Here is a 13,256-nt window from a genome sequence, read left to right as displayed (position 1 = left end):
TTCAGGCTAGGACCGGCCCCCTGCCGGAAACAGGGCATAAAGCCCCCCGCCTTCCACCTGCCCGCAGCCAACAAACCAGTAAGGGACCAGGCCCGAGACAGGACCTTTAGCCCTATAGCAGGGTTCAGGATGCTTGGCATGCTTGTAAAAGCGCCACCGGGTCCTCAAGCAGCGAGGCCGGAAGGCAATCCCCCGAAGACCCCAGCGACAATCCGTGCGGTGGCGGCAAAGAGGTCGCCCCGCCGCCGCGCAAGCGCACCCTGCACGCTGGCTGGAATTTGAAAGGACCGGCATGTCCGCTGACATCCTCACGTTCCGTCCCGTTCCCGTGCCCCGGGCCGAAGCCGCACGCCGGAGGGCGATGCTCCTTCACCCGTCCAATTTCAAATCCGCAGTGTCCACCCGAACCCAAGCGGGCAGGAAGGCACAGGAACTCCGCACCCGTTTCGACTGCCTCTATGAAGACCTCACGGGCAGGGGGTTGCCGGCAAACGAGGCCCGGACGGAAGTAGCGCGCATCGCAGCCCGCGAAGTGTGGGACGGCTTTGCCGCCGAACTGCGGAACCACCGGACGGCCGGACGGCAGTTGGACGCCAACATCCTTGCTGTCGCCTTGACCTCCATCCAGTGCGTGACCCGGGCACTGCCGCGCCATCCAGGGGACCTGGAGTACGCCGGCCGCGCAGTGGGAACCGCCCGGCGCCGCCTCCAGTACAACGGCGGGCTCCTGCACCGCCTCCATCCGCACCGCAACCCGGCCTTCGAGGACGCCGTGGCCACCTTCGAGTCGCTGGAAGACTTCCTCCTCCGCCCCCAGCCGAAGGCGGCCTGATCCCGAAGTGGATAGCACCATGGCAACCCTGGAAGAGTACAAGGCTGTGAACAGCGGGAACGGGCCGTCCAACAGGCAGGCCGTTGCCCCGGAACTTGGTGATGGAGGCTGCAATGCCATTTCCAGGGACACCGGCCCAGAGGTGGGCCGCTGGAGCTCGTGGGAGGCCGCCAGCGTTGCGCTGAACCAACTCCAGCAGCTTGGCGGCAAGTACGAGTACCGGCTGGAGGAGTCACACCAATGGGTCAAGGGTCCGGACCGCACCACCAAATGCCCGGTGTGCGGCGCCAGGCGTGACCTTCCGGCTTCCGGCGGTACAGCCTTGGGAGGCGGTACAACCTTGGGAATTGAGTGGCCGTAAGTGCCGAATGATTTACTGGAGTTCCTTTCGAACGGGGCGGCGGCACGCAGAGGCAGCCGGGGAGGGCATCGATTCGATGAGAGCGTCTTCATGGATACACCAGCAGCACCCCTGGATGAGGCCAGATCCCCTGCCCAGCCCATCCGCGTCTTCATCCTGAACGACCACAAAATGGTCCGGCAGGGCCTTGGCGACCTGCTTGAACACCATGGCTTCGAGATCGTCGGCGACAGCGGATCAGCCGCGGAAGCCATCCACCTGATCCACGTCCTGCAGCCGGACATCGCGGTCCTGGACGACAGGCTGCCGGACGGAACGGGCATTGAGGTGTGCCGCGAGCTGCGCTCCGCAGCCCCCGACGTGAAATGCCTGATCCTGACCAGTTGGGATGAGCAGCATGCCGTGCGGGCAGCAGTGTTGGCAGGGGCGTCAGGGTACGTGATCAAGCGGGTCGGAGACCATAACGAACTGCTCAACTGCATTCGCAGCGCCGCCGCGGGGATTCCGACAATCGGGGCCGGAGTCAGGGAAAGAGTGGCCGGGAACCTCCATGCAACAGCTTCGGCGCCCTGGTTAAGATCCATGACGCCGACGGAGCGCACGGTGCTGGCCCTCATGGCGCGGGGTATGACAAACCACCAGATCGGCCAGGAACTGCTGTTGACCGACGCCGCCATTGCCGCCTGCGTGTCCTCCGTGCTCCAAAATCTGGGCTTCCGCCGGCGCGGCCAGCTGCTTCCTGCTCCCATCCCGCGGGCGTGGGAGCTGCTGCACTGAGAAACTGCGGTACTAAGAAACTGGGCCGTCAATCCGGGAGGGGCACTGTCCAGTTGACGCTGGTGCCTTCCCCGGGGGTGCTGTCGATGCTGCAGGATCCGCCAAGGGCGGCCGCCCGGTTCTTCATATTGTCCAGGCCGCTGACCCGTTGGGGGTCCCTGAAACCACACCCGTGATCGCGGACAGTGAGGACCACCTCGCCCTCCTGGGCAGCGAGGACAACCTGGATGTCCTGGGATCCTGAATGCCTGACGGCGTTGCTGACGCTTTCATGAAGCACACTCAGCAACTGCTCGGCCACCTCATCGCCCACGGCGTCATCAACCGGGCCGGAGAGTTGGATCCTGGGGAGGAAGCCGGCAGCGTTGGCAGCTTCCTGGACGGCGCGCAGGACGCGGCCGCTGAGCAGCTCCCGGTCGGGTTCCCGGGCCTGCAGGGAGTAGATGGTGTCCCGTAGCTGATGGATGCAGTCGTCCAACTCCGCGGTGATCCCGGCAATGCGGCGCTCATGCGCAATGGGGTCGGAGGTGTAGCGCCGCAGGCCCTGGATGCTCAGTCCTGCAGCGAAGAGCCGCTGGATCACCAGGTCATGCAGGTCCGCGGCGATCCTTTCCCGGTCGATGAAGAGGGCATGCTCTTCCCGTAACTGGTTCGCCTTCAGCAGGTCCAGCGTCAGGCCTATCCGGGAGGCGAACACCGCGCTCTGTTCAACGTCCACATCCGTGTAGCGCGCTGCCCCGGCAGCCCGGGCCAGGATCAACACACTTTGGCGCTGGCCGTCGCTGTCACTTCCCAAGGCCGCCACCAGGACCGGCCCGAGCTTCTCCGCGGACGCCGCGTCAAACACCTGCAGCGGGTCCGTCAGTGCCGCCGACTCCCCGGTGGCGAGCACCCGGACCAACACTTCCCCGGCCGGCAGCTCCTGACCCGCGGGAATTGATTGAACCCCCAGTGCGGTACGGCACCGAAGGCTCCCGTCCCCGGCGACGGAGGCAATCAGCGACAACGCCGAGACTGACGCATGCAGTGCCCGGTCCACAATCATTTCCAGGTTGTCCGTATCGGAGCCTGGCCGGGCCTTCAGCCGGTCGCTGACCTCCATTCCCGCTTCCAGCCACCGTTGTCGGCTGTTGCTGTCCTCGTAGAGCCTGGCGTTCTGGATGGCGACGCCGGCAGCGGAGGCCAGGGCTACTGCCAGGTCCTCGTCCTCGGCCGTGAAATCCTGGCCGTCGATCTTCTCCGTCAGGTACAGGTTCCCAAAGACCTCATCCCGGACCCGCACCGGAACGCCCAGGGAGGTCTTCATCGGCGGACGGTTGGTCGGGAATCCGACGGAGACGGCATGCTCACCCAGGTCATGAAGGGTTAACGGCCTGGGCTCCTGGATCAGCTGGTCCAACACGTCATGGCCTGTGGGAAGGTCACCGATGACACGGGTACCGTCTTCATCGATGCCAACCGTGATGAAATGGCTGAGCTGCTGGTCGTCCCCGATCACGCCCAATGCCCCGTACCGCGCCCCCACCAGCTCGCAGGCGGACTGCACCACCCGGTCAAGCACTGCCTCCAGGCTCAGGTCCTCCGTGAGGGAAACAACCGCCCCGAGCAGGCCTTCGACATGTTCCTGGGTCCGGACGAGTTCATCTGCCCTGTCTACAAATTCCCGCAAAAGTTCGCGGGTCCGACGCCTGATTGGTTCACGCCACATGAAAAACGCTCCAAAGATCGAACGCATTCAGGGCGAACTGCATCACCTTTGAATACATTTTGACGAGCCCCCAGCGTCCCTACCCTCCATGCTAACAACCCCCGGGGGCCGACGCCTTAACGATTACGGCACAGGTCTTCCCTGCCTTGACCGCCGCCTCCTGCCGGCCGGCCCACCCGCCGGCAGCCTAACCGCGGGAATTTTGACGGGGGCGCTGAAGCGGTAGGCCCGACGGGAGATATGGTGGGTGGCCTGCCGCCGCCGGATTGGCGGGGGCGGGGCGGGCAGCTGCTGGGCGTCACGGGCGAAGAACCACTGCTTGGCGAGTTCCACCAGCACCAGGTAGACCACTACCATGGCCAGAAGTGCCAGGAAGAACGGCACGGGCAGGGGGTCGAAGCCCAGCACGTTGGCCAGGGGCGACAGCGGCAGGAACACCCCCAGGGCCACCACGCCAAGGGACGCTGCGAGCAGTCCCGCGGACGGCCGGCTGCGCAGGAACGGAACGCGCCGGGTGCGGATGGCGAAGATGATCAGTGTCTGGGTGGCGATGGATTCGATAAACCAGCCCGCCCGGAACTCACCCGGCGCTGCCGAGAACACGAACAACATCAGGGCGAACGTGGCGAAGTCGAAGAGTGAGCTGATGGGACCGAACAGCAGCATGAACCGGCGGATGAACGCGATGTTCCAGTGCGAGGGCGCCCGCAGCTGCTCCTGGTCCACACGGTCTCCCGGGATGGCAAGCTGGCCGGAATCATAGAGCAGGTTGTTGAGCAGGATCTGGCCAGGGAGCATGGGCAGGAAGCTCAGCACCACGGAAGCGGTGGCGGCGCTGAACATGTTGCCGAAGTTGCTGGACGTGCCCATCAACACGTATTTGATGGTGTTGGCGAAGATCCGCCGGCCCTCCATGACGCCGTCCGCCAGCACGCCGAGGTCCTTGTCCAAAAGGACGACGTCGGCGGCGTCCTTGGCAACGTCCGTTGCCGTGTCCACGGATATGCCGATGTCCGCCTTGTGCAGTGCCAAGGCGTCGTTGACTCCGTCGCCCATGAAGCCCACCGATCCGCCGCTGAGGCGCAACAGGGCGATGATGCGTGCTTTTTGTTCGGGCGAGACGCGGGCGAAGATGGTGGCCGTCCGGGCGGCGGCGGCCAGGTCGGCGTCGGACATTCCTTCAACTTGCGCCCCGGTGAGGGTGCCAGCGGAGTCCACGTCAAGGTCGGCGCAAACCTTCTCTGCCACCTTGGCGTTGTCACCCGTGGCGATCTTCATCGAGATCCCCAGGGCTTCAAGCCGGTCCAGCGACTGCCTCGCATTGGCCTTGGGCCGGTCCAGGAACACGAGGAACCCGGCCAGGGTGAGGCCCCGCTCGTCGGCGGGGGTGAGTCTGTCCAGCCCGGCAGCCGGCCGGGTAGCAACGGCTACCACCCGTGAGCCGGCATCAAACTGCTCGTCCAGCAGCGCCTGAACGAAAGGTGGGGTGGGCCCGCACAGGGCCAGGACGTCCTCCGGTGCACCTTTGGTAATGATCCGGGAGGGGCCACCGGCTTCGCGGACCAGGACGCTGGTGCGCCGGCGCTGGTGGTCGAAGCCGATCAGGTCCACGCGCTCGTACCGGGCCGGTTCAAAACCGGCCGCCCCGGGACTGTCCCACAGCGCGGTGTCCAGCGCGTTCTGCCCTGCGGAGGAGGCCTTTGCCTCCGCGTAGTCCGTCTCCGTGGCCAGCAGCCCCAGGGTGCGCAGGCCGTCGTCGGACAGGCCCGGTTCAACGGGAAGTGCGCGGGTGAAGCTGATCCTTCCTTCCGTGAGGGTGCCGGTCTTGTCCGTGACCAGGATGTCCATGTCCCCCAGGTCCTCGATGCAGACCAGCCGTTTAACCAGCACTTTCCGCTTGGCCAGCTGCCGGGTGCCGGTGGCCAGGGAGGTGCTGACGACGGCGGGAAGCAGCTGCGGCGTGATGCCCACCGCAATGGCCAGGGAGAACAGCAGAGACTCGATGAGCGGGCGCTGGAGCAGCAGATTTGCCACGAAGATCAGCGTCGTAAGCACCACGGCCACCTGCAGCAGCAGGAACGAGAACCGTTTGAGGCCCAGCTGGAACTCGGTCTGCGGCTGCCGCTCGCCCAGGCCCAGGGCGATCCGGCCGAATTCTGCACGGGCGCCGGTGGCCACCACCACGCCGGTGCAGCCGCCGGACTGGACCACGGTGCCCATGAAGGCGCACGAGGTTAGGTCGGCCAGTGCCCCGCCGGCGGGCACCGGTGCGGGGTCCTTGGCGGCGGCCTGCGACTCCCCCGTGAGGATGCTTTCGTCGCAGAGCAGATTGTTGGTGGTGAGGAGGCGGATATCCGCCGGGATGATGGCGCCCAGGGAAAGATGGACGACGTCGCCCGGCACCAGCGCGGTGACATCCACTTCCCTTGTGGCTCCGCCGCGCAGCACCACGGCGCGGTGGGTGACGCGGTCATGCAGCGCTTCAGAGGCCCGTTCGGCGCGGAACTCATTGGTGAAACCCAGTCCCACACTGACCAGCAGGATCACGCCGATGACAATCGAGTTGGTGGCATCGCCAAGGAACAGCGATAGTCCCGCGGTGACGAGCAGGAGGATGAGGATGGGACTGGCGAACTGCCGTCCCAGCACGGCCCAGGCGTTCGCGCGGTGCGTGCGTACGGCGTTGGGGCCCAGCTGCTCCAGCCTGATGGCCGCTTCATCCTGAGCCAGGCCGTCAGGCCCGGAACCCAGCCGCGCGAGGGTTTGGTCAGCCGTCAGGCTGGCGGCCTCAGTGATGGGGACTTGGAGGCTGCTGCGCTCCTGGACGTTCAGGTCTGTCATGCCGGATCCATTCGTGTTCCCGGGGGTCCTGGACTGGTGGCCGTGCCCAGGATGTGGGCGAGGGAAGGGTTCAGCCGCTGGACGGCGAAGCCGAACCGCTCGTTGTCCTGCACACTGAAACCTGCCGCGGTGATGGCGGCAAGCGTATCCCGGTTCAGGTGGCAGCCGCCCATGAACCGCCCCCACACCGGGGTCACCACGTCTTCCACCTTCGCCAGCACTGGATGGGCGGACCGGACGTGCTCGTAATAGGCAAGGGTTCCGCCGGGGCGCAGGACCCGCCGGATCTCCGCGAGCACCGCGGCCTGGTCCTCGACGCTGCAGAGGACAAGGCTGGCCACCACGGCGTCAACGCTGCCGGTCTCAGCGGGGATGTGTTCCCCGGCGGCGGCCACAACGGTCACGGGGACACTTGCGGCGGCCGCCTGTTCCCGGGCCACGCCCCGCAGGTAGTCATCCGGTTCCAGGGCCAGGACGTGGGTGACCGCCGGCGGGTACAGCGGGAAGGAGGATCCCGTACCCGCTCCGATTTCGATCACTGATCCGTGCAGGCCCATCAGGACGCGGCGGCGGTGCGCAGCGGCGCCGCGCCGGTCAATGGTCCCCACGGCGCGCGCAAACGCACGGGCGAACAGCGGGTGTTGCAGGCGCTCCGTCCCGTCCCTGCCCGTCATCCGGCTGCGTCTTCCCGGTCCCCCGGGTGGTGCATCCGCATCATTTGAGGCTGAGCACCTCGTCAATCGGGCGGCCGTTCACGAACACCTGCGCGCTGGTGGCGCCCGACGCGCTCATGGCCGTGTACTCCAGCTGCGCCTTGGCCCGCGGGATGTCGCAAACGCCGCCCAGCATGAACTGCCCGGACAGCCAGATGGTGATGGTGCTGCCGTCCAGTTCGCCGCCCAGGTACGTGAGGCTGGACTGGTACAGCACATTGATCAGCCCGGACATGCCGATGTCGCGGTTCTTGTTGGCGAGCAGGGTGTTAATGCTCGGTCCCACCTGGTCGGTGAAGGTGACCGGGGCCGTGGTGGTGGCCACCAGGCTGTCACCGCAGCCGATTTTCGGCCCCGAGACGCCGTTGTCCCCGACTGCCAGGTAGTAAATGGTCAGCGGGGCAGTCTGTTCAGGGAGGCCTGTGGGAGTCGATTCCTGGGTTGGCGGTGGGCTGGCGGGGGCGGACGACGGCGGCGCGGCAGGCGTGGTGGTGGGCGCGGCTGAGGTGCCCGACGGCGAAGTGGTGGTCGCCGTGGTGGTGGGAGTCGCCGTCGCACTGGGGCTGGCGCTGCCGGCCGTGGCGCTTGCCGATGCGGTGGCGGACGTGTTGGTGGGGGACGGACTGGGCGGGCCGAAACAGCCGGTGAGCATCATCAGGCCGCTGAGCCCGAGAACGCTGAAAACGGTACGCCTGGGCCTGGTCATCGTGCTCCCCCTTGAATGTGGGCCAGCCGTTGCGGGCCCACATTCAAGCTACGCCTGAGGGTTGCGCGGGAACAGGGACCAAAGACCGCCCTTCACCAGACCGAGTCGCCGCGCATGACAGCGTCGCTGCCGCCGTCGATATAGACAATCTGCCCGCACAGATGCGTGTTCTCCACACTGTTGAGCCAGGCCAGCAGGCGGGCAACGACGATGGCGTCGGCGATGCCGTTCAGCGGCATGGGGACCTGTTTCAGCAGGGCCGTCCGGGCCTCCTCCGTGGCGGTCAGTTCGGCCGTCATGGGGGTGGCGATGACGCCGGGCGCGACGGCGTTCAGCGGGATTCCCGCACCGGCCCAGGCTTCCGTGGCAGCCTGGCGGCGGACCCACCGGGAGAGTGCCAGCTTGCTGGAACAGTAGATGAGGCCGCCAGTGGTGGGTTCCTTGGCCAGGACTTCGGCGCGGGCCATGGCCCCGGCCTCGTCGCCGGTGGTCAGTTGCGCCACAAGCTCGTCGTCGGTGGCAAACAGGGCCGCCATGGACGAAACCACCACGGCACGCGGGGCGTCCGAGTCCTTCAGGAGGGGCCGGAGTCCTTCAAGGGTTGCGACGGCGCCGAAGAAGTTCACAGCTGCAGTGGCCGCGATTGGGAAATCGAGGCCGGCCACCGCGTAGATGGCATCGATCCTGCCGCCGCTGACCTTCCGCACCGCGTCCACCAGGCTGGAGCGTCCTTCCGCGGTGGAGAGGTCGGCCACCACCTCGGTGTCGTGAAGGTCCGCCCCGATGACGCGTTCACCCCGCTGCTCGAGCAGTTCCTTGGTTGCCTTGCCGATGCCGGAGGCGGCGCCGGTGATGACGGAGGTGCGGGGCATGGCGCCTTCTTTCCCTGGCTGGTTAAGGTCCGGCGCCTACTCTGCCCCGCAGGAGGGCGCGGGGGCCAGAGTCCAAAGGCCCACGTGCGGCCCCCGGATTCCCCGGCTGGCCGCGGGCCCCGTTTTCGGGAACCCGGGGATAGGGGTTTATCCGGGGCCGCGAATAGGGGGTACCGGGGCCGCGAATAGGGGGGCCGCGGGCGAATAAGTCCAATCACTTGCCGGTTGCCTGGTTCAGACCTATCCTGTGACCTTCAGGGGTTCCGTCGTGTCTGGGGCGGCGGGCAAGGACCCCAAGACAAGTAAATCGGTCTGAGCGACATCAGCACCCAGGAGCCCGCCATGAAGATTGCTGCCATCCCTGGTCGGTTACGGCAGGCACTGGTCCTGGCCCTGATAGCAGCCCTGGCCCCGCTCGGGTGGGCACCTGCGGCCTCGGCAGATCCTGTCTACGGCAGGCAAAGCATCTCCTATTCCGGCGTCGCCAACCCGCCGACGTCGGACAAGCCGCAGAGCAAGCTGTGGTGGAACGACGGCTCCTGGTGGGCGGACATGTGGACCAGCGGCAGCGGCTGGAGCATCTACCGGCTGGACCGCCCCACCGCCACCTGGGTGAATACGGGCGTAGTCAATGACAGCCGCAGCAGCACCCTGGCGGACACCATGTGGGACGGCAGCCACCTGTACATCGCATCGCATGTGGTCACCGTGTCCACCGATGCCAGCCCCAAGGACTCCGTTTCAGGACAGCCCGCCTACCTTTACCGGTACAGCTACTCCGGCGGCAAGTACACACTGGACGCCGGCTTCCCAACGGTCATCACGAACAACAGCAGTGAGTCCATGACCATCGACGAGGACAGCACCGGCGCCATCTGGTCCACGTGGACGCAGGTGTCCGGCAACAGCACCAGCGGCTACACCAACACCGTCTATGTCAACGACTCCGCGGCCGGCGGCACCAGCTGGGCCACACCGTTCGTCATCCCGGTCTCCAATCCGCATCCCGCCCCCGATGACATCTCCGCCGTCGTGTCCTTCGCCAAGAACAAGATCGGCGTGATGTGGAGCGACCAGCTCACGGGCTCGGTCTGGTGGGCCACCCGCACCGACGGGACCTCCCCCACCGCGTCATCGTCGTGGAACTTCCAGCCCGCCATCCAGGGCAAAGGGCAGGCCGATGACCACATGAACCTCAAGTCGCTGCAGTCCGATACCACCGGCCGGGTGTTCGCCGCCGTTAAGACCAGCCTCAACGACATTTCCTCTGACACCACGCTGCCGCAGCTCCTGCTCCTCGTGTTCAAGCCGGGCACGGGGGCCTTTACGCAGTCGACGATCTCGACGGTTGGTGACTGCGTCAGCAGGCCGCAGATTGTGCTGGACACCACGAACAACCTTGTCCACGCGTTCCAGACGGCTCCGGCCACGTCCGTCAGCAGCTGCGCATACTCCGGGGTTGCAGGCAGTATCTACGAGAAAACAGCGTCAATGGACAACCCGTCCTTCGGCAGCGGCCGCGGGACCCCGGTCATCCAGAGCGCCTCGTCATCCAACATGAACGACGTGACCACCACCAAGCAGGGTGTGAACAGCTCCACCGGGATCGTAGTCATGGCCAGCGACAACGTCGCGAAAACCTACTGGTACTCTGACCGGTCCCTGGGCACGGCCACCACGGCACCGGTAGCGTCCTTCACGGCCTCCCCCACCTCCGGGACCGCGCCGCTGAACGTCAACTTCACCGACACGTCCACCGGCTCACCCACCTCCTGGGCCTGGGACTTCGGCGACGGCGGGACGTCCACCGCCCAGAACCCGTCCCACAGCTACGCGGCGGCAGGAACCTACACCGCCAAGCTCACCGCCACCAACAGCGCCGGGTCCAGCTCCGCGAACACCACCATTACGGTCGGCACGGCCACCACGACCAGCGGCATCAGCGCCGTCGGATCTTCAACCACCTACTCGGGAACGGCGGTGACAGGGGTCTCCATCAGCGCCCCCGCCGGAACCGCGGCCGGTGATGTGCTGGTTGCCGCCATCACCGTGGACACCAACCCGGGCATGGCGTCCGTCCCGGCCGGCTGGACCGCGATGGTGAACGGGCTGTCCATCAACAGCAGCTCCACCTCCGGGGCCAGGGTCTACGTGTACTACCACGTTGTGGGCTCGTCCGATCCTGCCAGCTATGCCTGGACCCTGAGCGCGGCCGCTAAGTGGGGCGGCGGCATCACCGGCTACCGGGGCGTGAACAACACCACGCCGCTGGATGCCCAGGTGGTGACGGCCGTGGATGCCTCATACAGCGCCACCAGCATCACCGCCCCCAGCACCACTACCGCCACCAACGGCGCCATGGTGATCGGCGGCGTGGGCTGCGACTGCGCCTCGCCCATGGTGTCCGCGCCGCCAAGCGGCTGGACCCAGCAGTGGCAGGCGGCAGGGGGCCAGATCGCTGAACTCGCCGACAAGGTCCAGGCAACAGCAGGCGCAACCGGAACGGCCACCTGGACCCTGAGCGCACAACGCGCAGTGGCCGCGTGGCAGGCGGCCCTGAAGCCGGCGGGCTAGTTTGCCGGCCGGCCGGCCAGGGCAACCGCCTTAGCCGGCCGGCTGACAGCGGCAGACGGATTACTTGACGGCGCTGCCGGCGTTGACGCGGCCGTAAGCCCAGTAGGTGCCGGTGCCGGCAACCTTGTCCGCGGTGGACTCGATGTCGGCCCGGACGGAGGCGTTCGTGGCACCGGAATGCGAGCTCCAGGCGAGCGCGGCGGCCCCTGCCACGATCGCTGAGGACATGGAGCTTCCGTTGCCCACGTCGTAGCCCTGAGAGCGGTTGTTCTGGGTGGCCAGGACGAACGGGTGGTTGGGGAAGGTGGAGTAGACGTTCACTCCGGGGGCCGCGACGTCCACCCAGCTGGCGCCGTAGGTGGAGAAGCTGGCCTTCAGGTCGTTGTTGTCGGTGGCGCCAACGGCGATGACGTTGGCATAGGCGCCGGGGTAGATCTTGGTCTGGTTGCCGCCGTTGCCCGCGGCGGCCACCAGCACCACGCCCTTGTTCCAGGCGTTGTTGACCGCGGTCTCCAAGGTCCGGGACGCCCGCACGCCAAGGCTCATGTTGATAACCTTGGCCCCGTTGCTGACCGCCCAGTTGATGCCGTTGGCCAGGGCGGAGCTGGACCCGACGCCGTTGTCGTCAAGGACTTTGCCGGCCAGTATGGTGCAGCCCGGGCACACGCCGGCGACGCCGATGGTGTTGTTGACCGTAGCTGCAACGTTGCCGGCCACGTGGGTGCCGTGGCCGTAGTAGTCCTCGGCCACGGGGTCGCCGGCCTTGGTGGCCGAGCTGCTGAAGTTGGCGCGCGCCACCACTTTGGGCGCGATGTCCGGGTTGTCGCTGGCGACGCCGGAATCCAGCACGGCGACTTTGATGCCGCTGCCGGTAGTGGTGTTCCAAGCTTCCACCGCGTCCACGTCGGCGTCCGGGGTCCCTGCGGGAACGGTGATGTCGCCTGCGGTGTTGGTGAAGGATTGGCCATCGTTCTGCAGCGCGTATTGGCGCGGGAAGTACTGGTCCGAGGTGGCGGCTCCCACGGGCTGGTCCGCCTCGGCGTACTCGACGGCGGGATCCCGGCTGAGCGCGTCGATGATCCGGCTTTCGCTGCCGGCCGGCACACTGACCAGCGTGGCCCCGGTGCCTCCGACGTCGGAGCCCTGGCTGAGGCTGTACCGATGCAGGCCGCCGACGGCAGCACCGGCGTCGCGGAATTTGACCAGGATGTGTGCCGAGGTGGCCGGCGCCCCTCCCGCTGCATTGGCGGGAAGGGCGAACGGGACGGGCCCAAGGACCATGAGTGCTGACGTAAGACAGGCGAGGATGATTCTTTTCATGCGGGCTATCTATGCCACACCGGGCACCATCCGGGTAGGGGTAAATGCCCTAAATGCGCGCGGCCCTGCTACTTCTTCTTAGTGACCTTGATGTCGATGTCCAGGCCATGGTGCCAGCTGATGTGGATGGAGACGCTGGTGGTGCGGGCAATGGCCCCGCCGGTGACCTGGCCTTCGTCCTGCCCGGGTCCCACTTCGATGTCCAGGTCGGTCCGCACCTCGCGCAGCGCGGCCCTGACCAGTTCGTTGTTCTGGGTGTGGATCCCCTCGGCAAACTTGGCCGCCGCGGATGGGTTGGCGGCGAGGGAGGACATGGCGCTGATCATTGGCAGCAGCACCCGCCGCGCATCCTCGGCCCCGGCCAATTCCCTCGCCGAGACGTGCCCCGCCCCGGAGGCTGCGTCGCCGCCGTTGCCCGCTTGTTCTGATTCCATGGCTTTTTTCCTTTGAACAGGCCATCCGCCACCATGGCGGGTGGTGGCTGAATTTTGGACCAGGCGCGGGAAGGAATCAACGCTTGCGTACGACGGCGGGAGGCCGGCTTTTGTAAGC

General features: G+C 66.7%; 11 protein-coding genes. 4 read left to right on the top strand and 7 right to left on the bottom strand.

The window, feature by feature from the left end:
- Positions 1 to 292: 292 nt before the first annotated feature.
- The 3 genes from J2X98_RS09665 (at position 293) to J2X98_RS09655 (ending at position 1,970) form a co-directional block, all read left to right on the top strand.
- Entirely contained in the window at positions 293 to 832 is a 540-nt protein-coding gene (locus J2X98_RS09665) for a hypothetical protein (RefSeq protein WP_307307179.1), read from the top strand.
- Between the two features lie 19 nt (positions 833 to 851).
- Positions 852 to 1,193 carry a hypothetical protein gene (locus tag J2X98_RS09660; protein ID WP_307307177.1) on the top strand — a complete coding sequence of 114 codons (342 nt, stop codon included), beginning with the start codon at positions 852 to 854 and terminating at the stop codon, positions 1,191 to 1,193.
- A gap of 90 nt (positions 1,194 to 1,283) precedes the next feature.
- Positions 1,284 to 1,970: a response regulator transcription factor gene (locus J2X98_RS09655; protein ID WP_141940476.1), complete on the top strand. Its 687-nt coding sequence runs from the start codon at positions 1,284 to 1,286 to the stop codon at positions 1,968 to 1,970.
- A 28-nt stretch (positions 1,971 to 1,998) separates the two neighbouring features.
- Here the strand turns inward: J2X98_RS09655 and J2X98_RS09650 are convergent, their stop codons facing one another.
- The 5 genes from J2X98_RS09650 to J2X98_RS09630 form a co-directional block, all read right to left on the bottom strand.
- Positions 1,999 to 3,678 (bottom strand): GAF domain-containing sensor histidine kinase, encoded by a 1,680-nt coding sequence (locus J2X98_RS09650; protein ID WP_307307172.1) that lies wholly within the window; start codon positions 3,676 to 3,678, stop codon positions 1,999 to 2,001.
- A gap of 123 nt (positions 3,679 to 3,801) precedes the next feature.
- Positions 3,802 to 6,519 (bottom strand): magnesium-translocating P-type ATPase, encoded by a 2,718-nt coding sequence (mgtA, locus tag J2X98_RS09645; protein ID WP_307307169.1) that lies wholly within the window; start codon positions 6,517 to 6,519, stop codon positions 3,802 to 3,804.
- Complete coding sequence (locus J2X98_RS09640) at positions 6,516 to 7,193, bottom strand: class I SAM-dependent methyltransferase (protein WP_307307166.1); 678 nt, start codon at positions 7,191 to 7,193, stop codon at positions 6,516 to 6,518. The genes mgtA and J2X98_RS09640 overlap by 4 nt, the downstream gene beginning before the upstream one ends.
- A 40-nt stretch (positions 7,194 to 7,233) precedes the next feature.
- Positions 7,234 to 7,938 carry a hypothetical protein gene (locus J2X98_RS09635; protein ID WP_307307162.1) on the bottom strand — a complete coding sequence of 235 codons (705 nt, stop codon included), beginning with the start codon at positions 7,936 to 7,938 and terminating at the stop codon, positions 7,234 to 7,236.
- Positions 7,939 to 8,030: 92 nt separating this feature from the next.
- Positions 8,031 to 8,810, bottom strand: coding sequence for an SDR family oxidoreductase (locus tag J2X98_RS09630; RefSeq protein ID WP_307307160.1), 780 nt, complete (start codon positions 8,808 to 8,810; stop codon positions 8,031 to 8,033).
- Positions 8,811 to 9,152: 342 nt separating this feature from the next.
- Between J2X98_RS09630 and J2X98_RS09625 the strand changes: the two genes are divergently transcribed.
- Positions 9,153 to 11,384 (top strand): PKD domain-containing protein, encoded by a 2,232-nt coding sequence (locus J2X98_RS09625; RefSeq protein WP_307307158.1) that lies wholly within the window; start codon positions 9,153 to 9,155, stop codon positions 11,382 to 11,384.
- A gap of 60 nt (positions 11,385 to 11,444) precedes the next feature.
- Here the strand turns inward: J2X98_RS09625 and J2X98_RS09620 are convergent, their stop codons facing one another.
- Both J2X98_RS09620 and J2X98_RS09615 read right to left on the bottom strand, forming a co-directional pair.
- On the bottom strand, positions 11,445 to 12,704 hold the full coding sequence (locus J2X98_RS09620) for a S8 family serine peptidase (RefSeq protein WP_307307154.1): 1,260 nt from the start codon (positions 12,702 to 12,704) through the stop codon (positions 11,445 to 11,447).
- Positions 12,705 to 12,772: 68 nt separating this feature from the next.
- On the bottom strand, positions 12,773 to 13,138 hold the full coding sequence (locus J2X98_RS09615) for a hypothetical protein (RefSeq protein ID WP_307307151.1): 366 nt from the start codon (positions 13,136 to 13,138) through the stop codon (positions 12,773 to 12,775).
- Between the last annotated feature and the right edge of the window lie 118 nt (positions 13,139 to 13,256).

It is taken from the genome of Pseudarthrobacter enclensis (genome assembly GCF_030811655.1).
GTDB classification, from domain to species: domain Bacteria; phylum Actinomycetota; class Actinomycetes; order Actinomycetales; family Micrococcaceae; genus Arthrobacter; species Arthrobacter enclensis_A.
Note: the sequence above shows the minus strand (reverse complement) of the source record. Positions and strands in the feature narration are given on the sequence as shown.

What these genes read in the sequence shown, in the direction of transcription:
- J2X98_RS09640 (WP_307307166.1), bottom strand. Translation starts at nt 7,193, where the DNA reads ATGACGGGCAGGGACGGGACGGAGCGCCTGCAACACCCGCTGTTCGCC.
- J2X98_RS09655 (WP_141940476.1), top strand. Translation starts at nt 1,284, where the DNA reads ATGGATACACCAGCAGCACCCCTGGATGAGGCCAGATCCCCTGCCCAG.
- J2X98_RS09635 (WP_307307162.1), bottom strand. Translation starts at nt 7,938, where the DNA reads ATGACCAGGCCCAGGCGTACCGTTTTCAGCGTTCTCGGGCTCAGCGGC.
- J2X98_RS09630 (WP_307307160.1), bottom strand. Translation starts at nt 8,810, where the DNA reads ATGCCCCGCACCTCCGTCATCACCGGCGCCGCCTCCGGCATCGGCAAG.
- J2X98_RS09615 (WP_307307151.1), bottom strand. Translation starts at nt 13,138, where the DNA reads ATGGAATCAGAACAAGCGGGCAACGGCGGCGACGCAGCCTCCGGGGCG.
- J2X98_RS09650 (WP_307307172.1), bottom strand. Translation starts at nt 3,678, where the DNA reads ATGTGGCGTGAACCAATCAGGCGTCGGACCCGCGAACTTTTGCGGGAA.
- J2X98_RS09660 (WP_307307177.1), top strand. Translation starts at nt 852, where the DNA reads ATGGCAACCCTGGAAGAGTACAAGGCTGTGAACAGCGGGAACGGGCCG.
- J2X98_RS09625 (WP_307307158.1), top strand. Translation starts at nt 9,153, where the DNA reads ATGAAGATTGCTGCCATCCCTGGTCGGTTACGGCAGGCACTGGTCCTG.
- J2X98_RS09665 (WP_307307179.1), top strand. Translation starts at nt 293, where the DNA reads ATGTCCGCTGACATCCTCACGTTCCGTCCCGTTCCCGTGCCCCGGGCC.
- J2X98_RS09620 (WP_307307154.1), bottom strand. Translation starts at nt 12,704, where the DNA reads ATGAAAAGAATCATCCTCGCCTGTCTTACGTCAGCACTCATGGTCCTT.
- mgtA (WP_307307169.1), bottom strand. Translation starts at nt 6,519, where the DNA reads ATGACAGACCTGAACGTCCAGGAGCGCAGCAGCCTCCAAGTCCCCATC.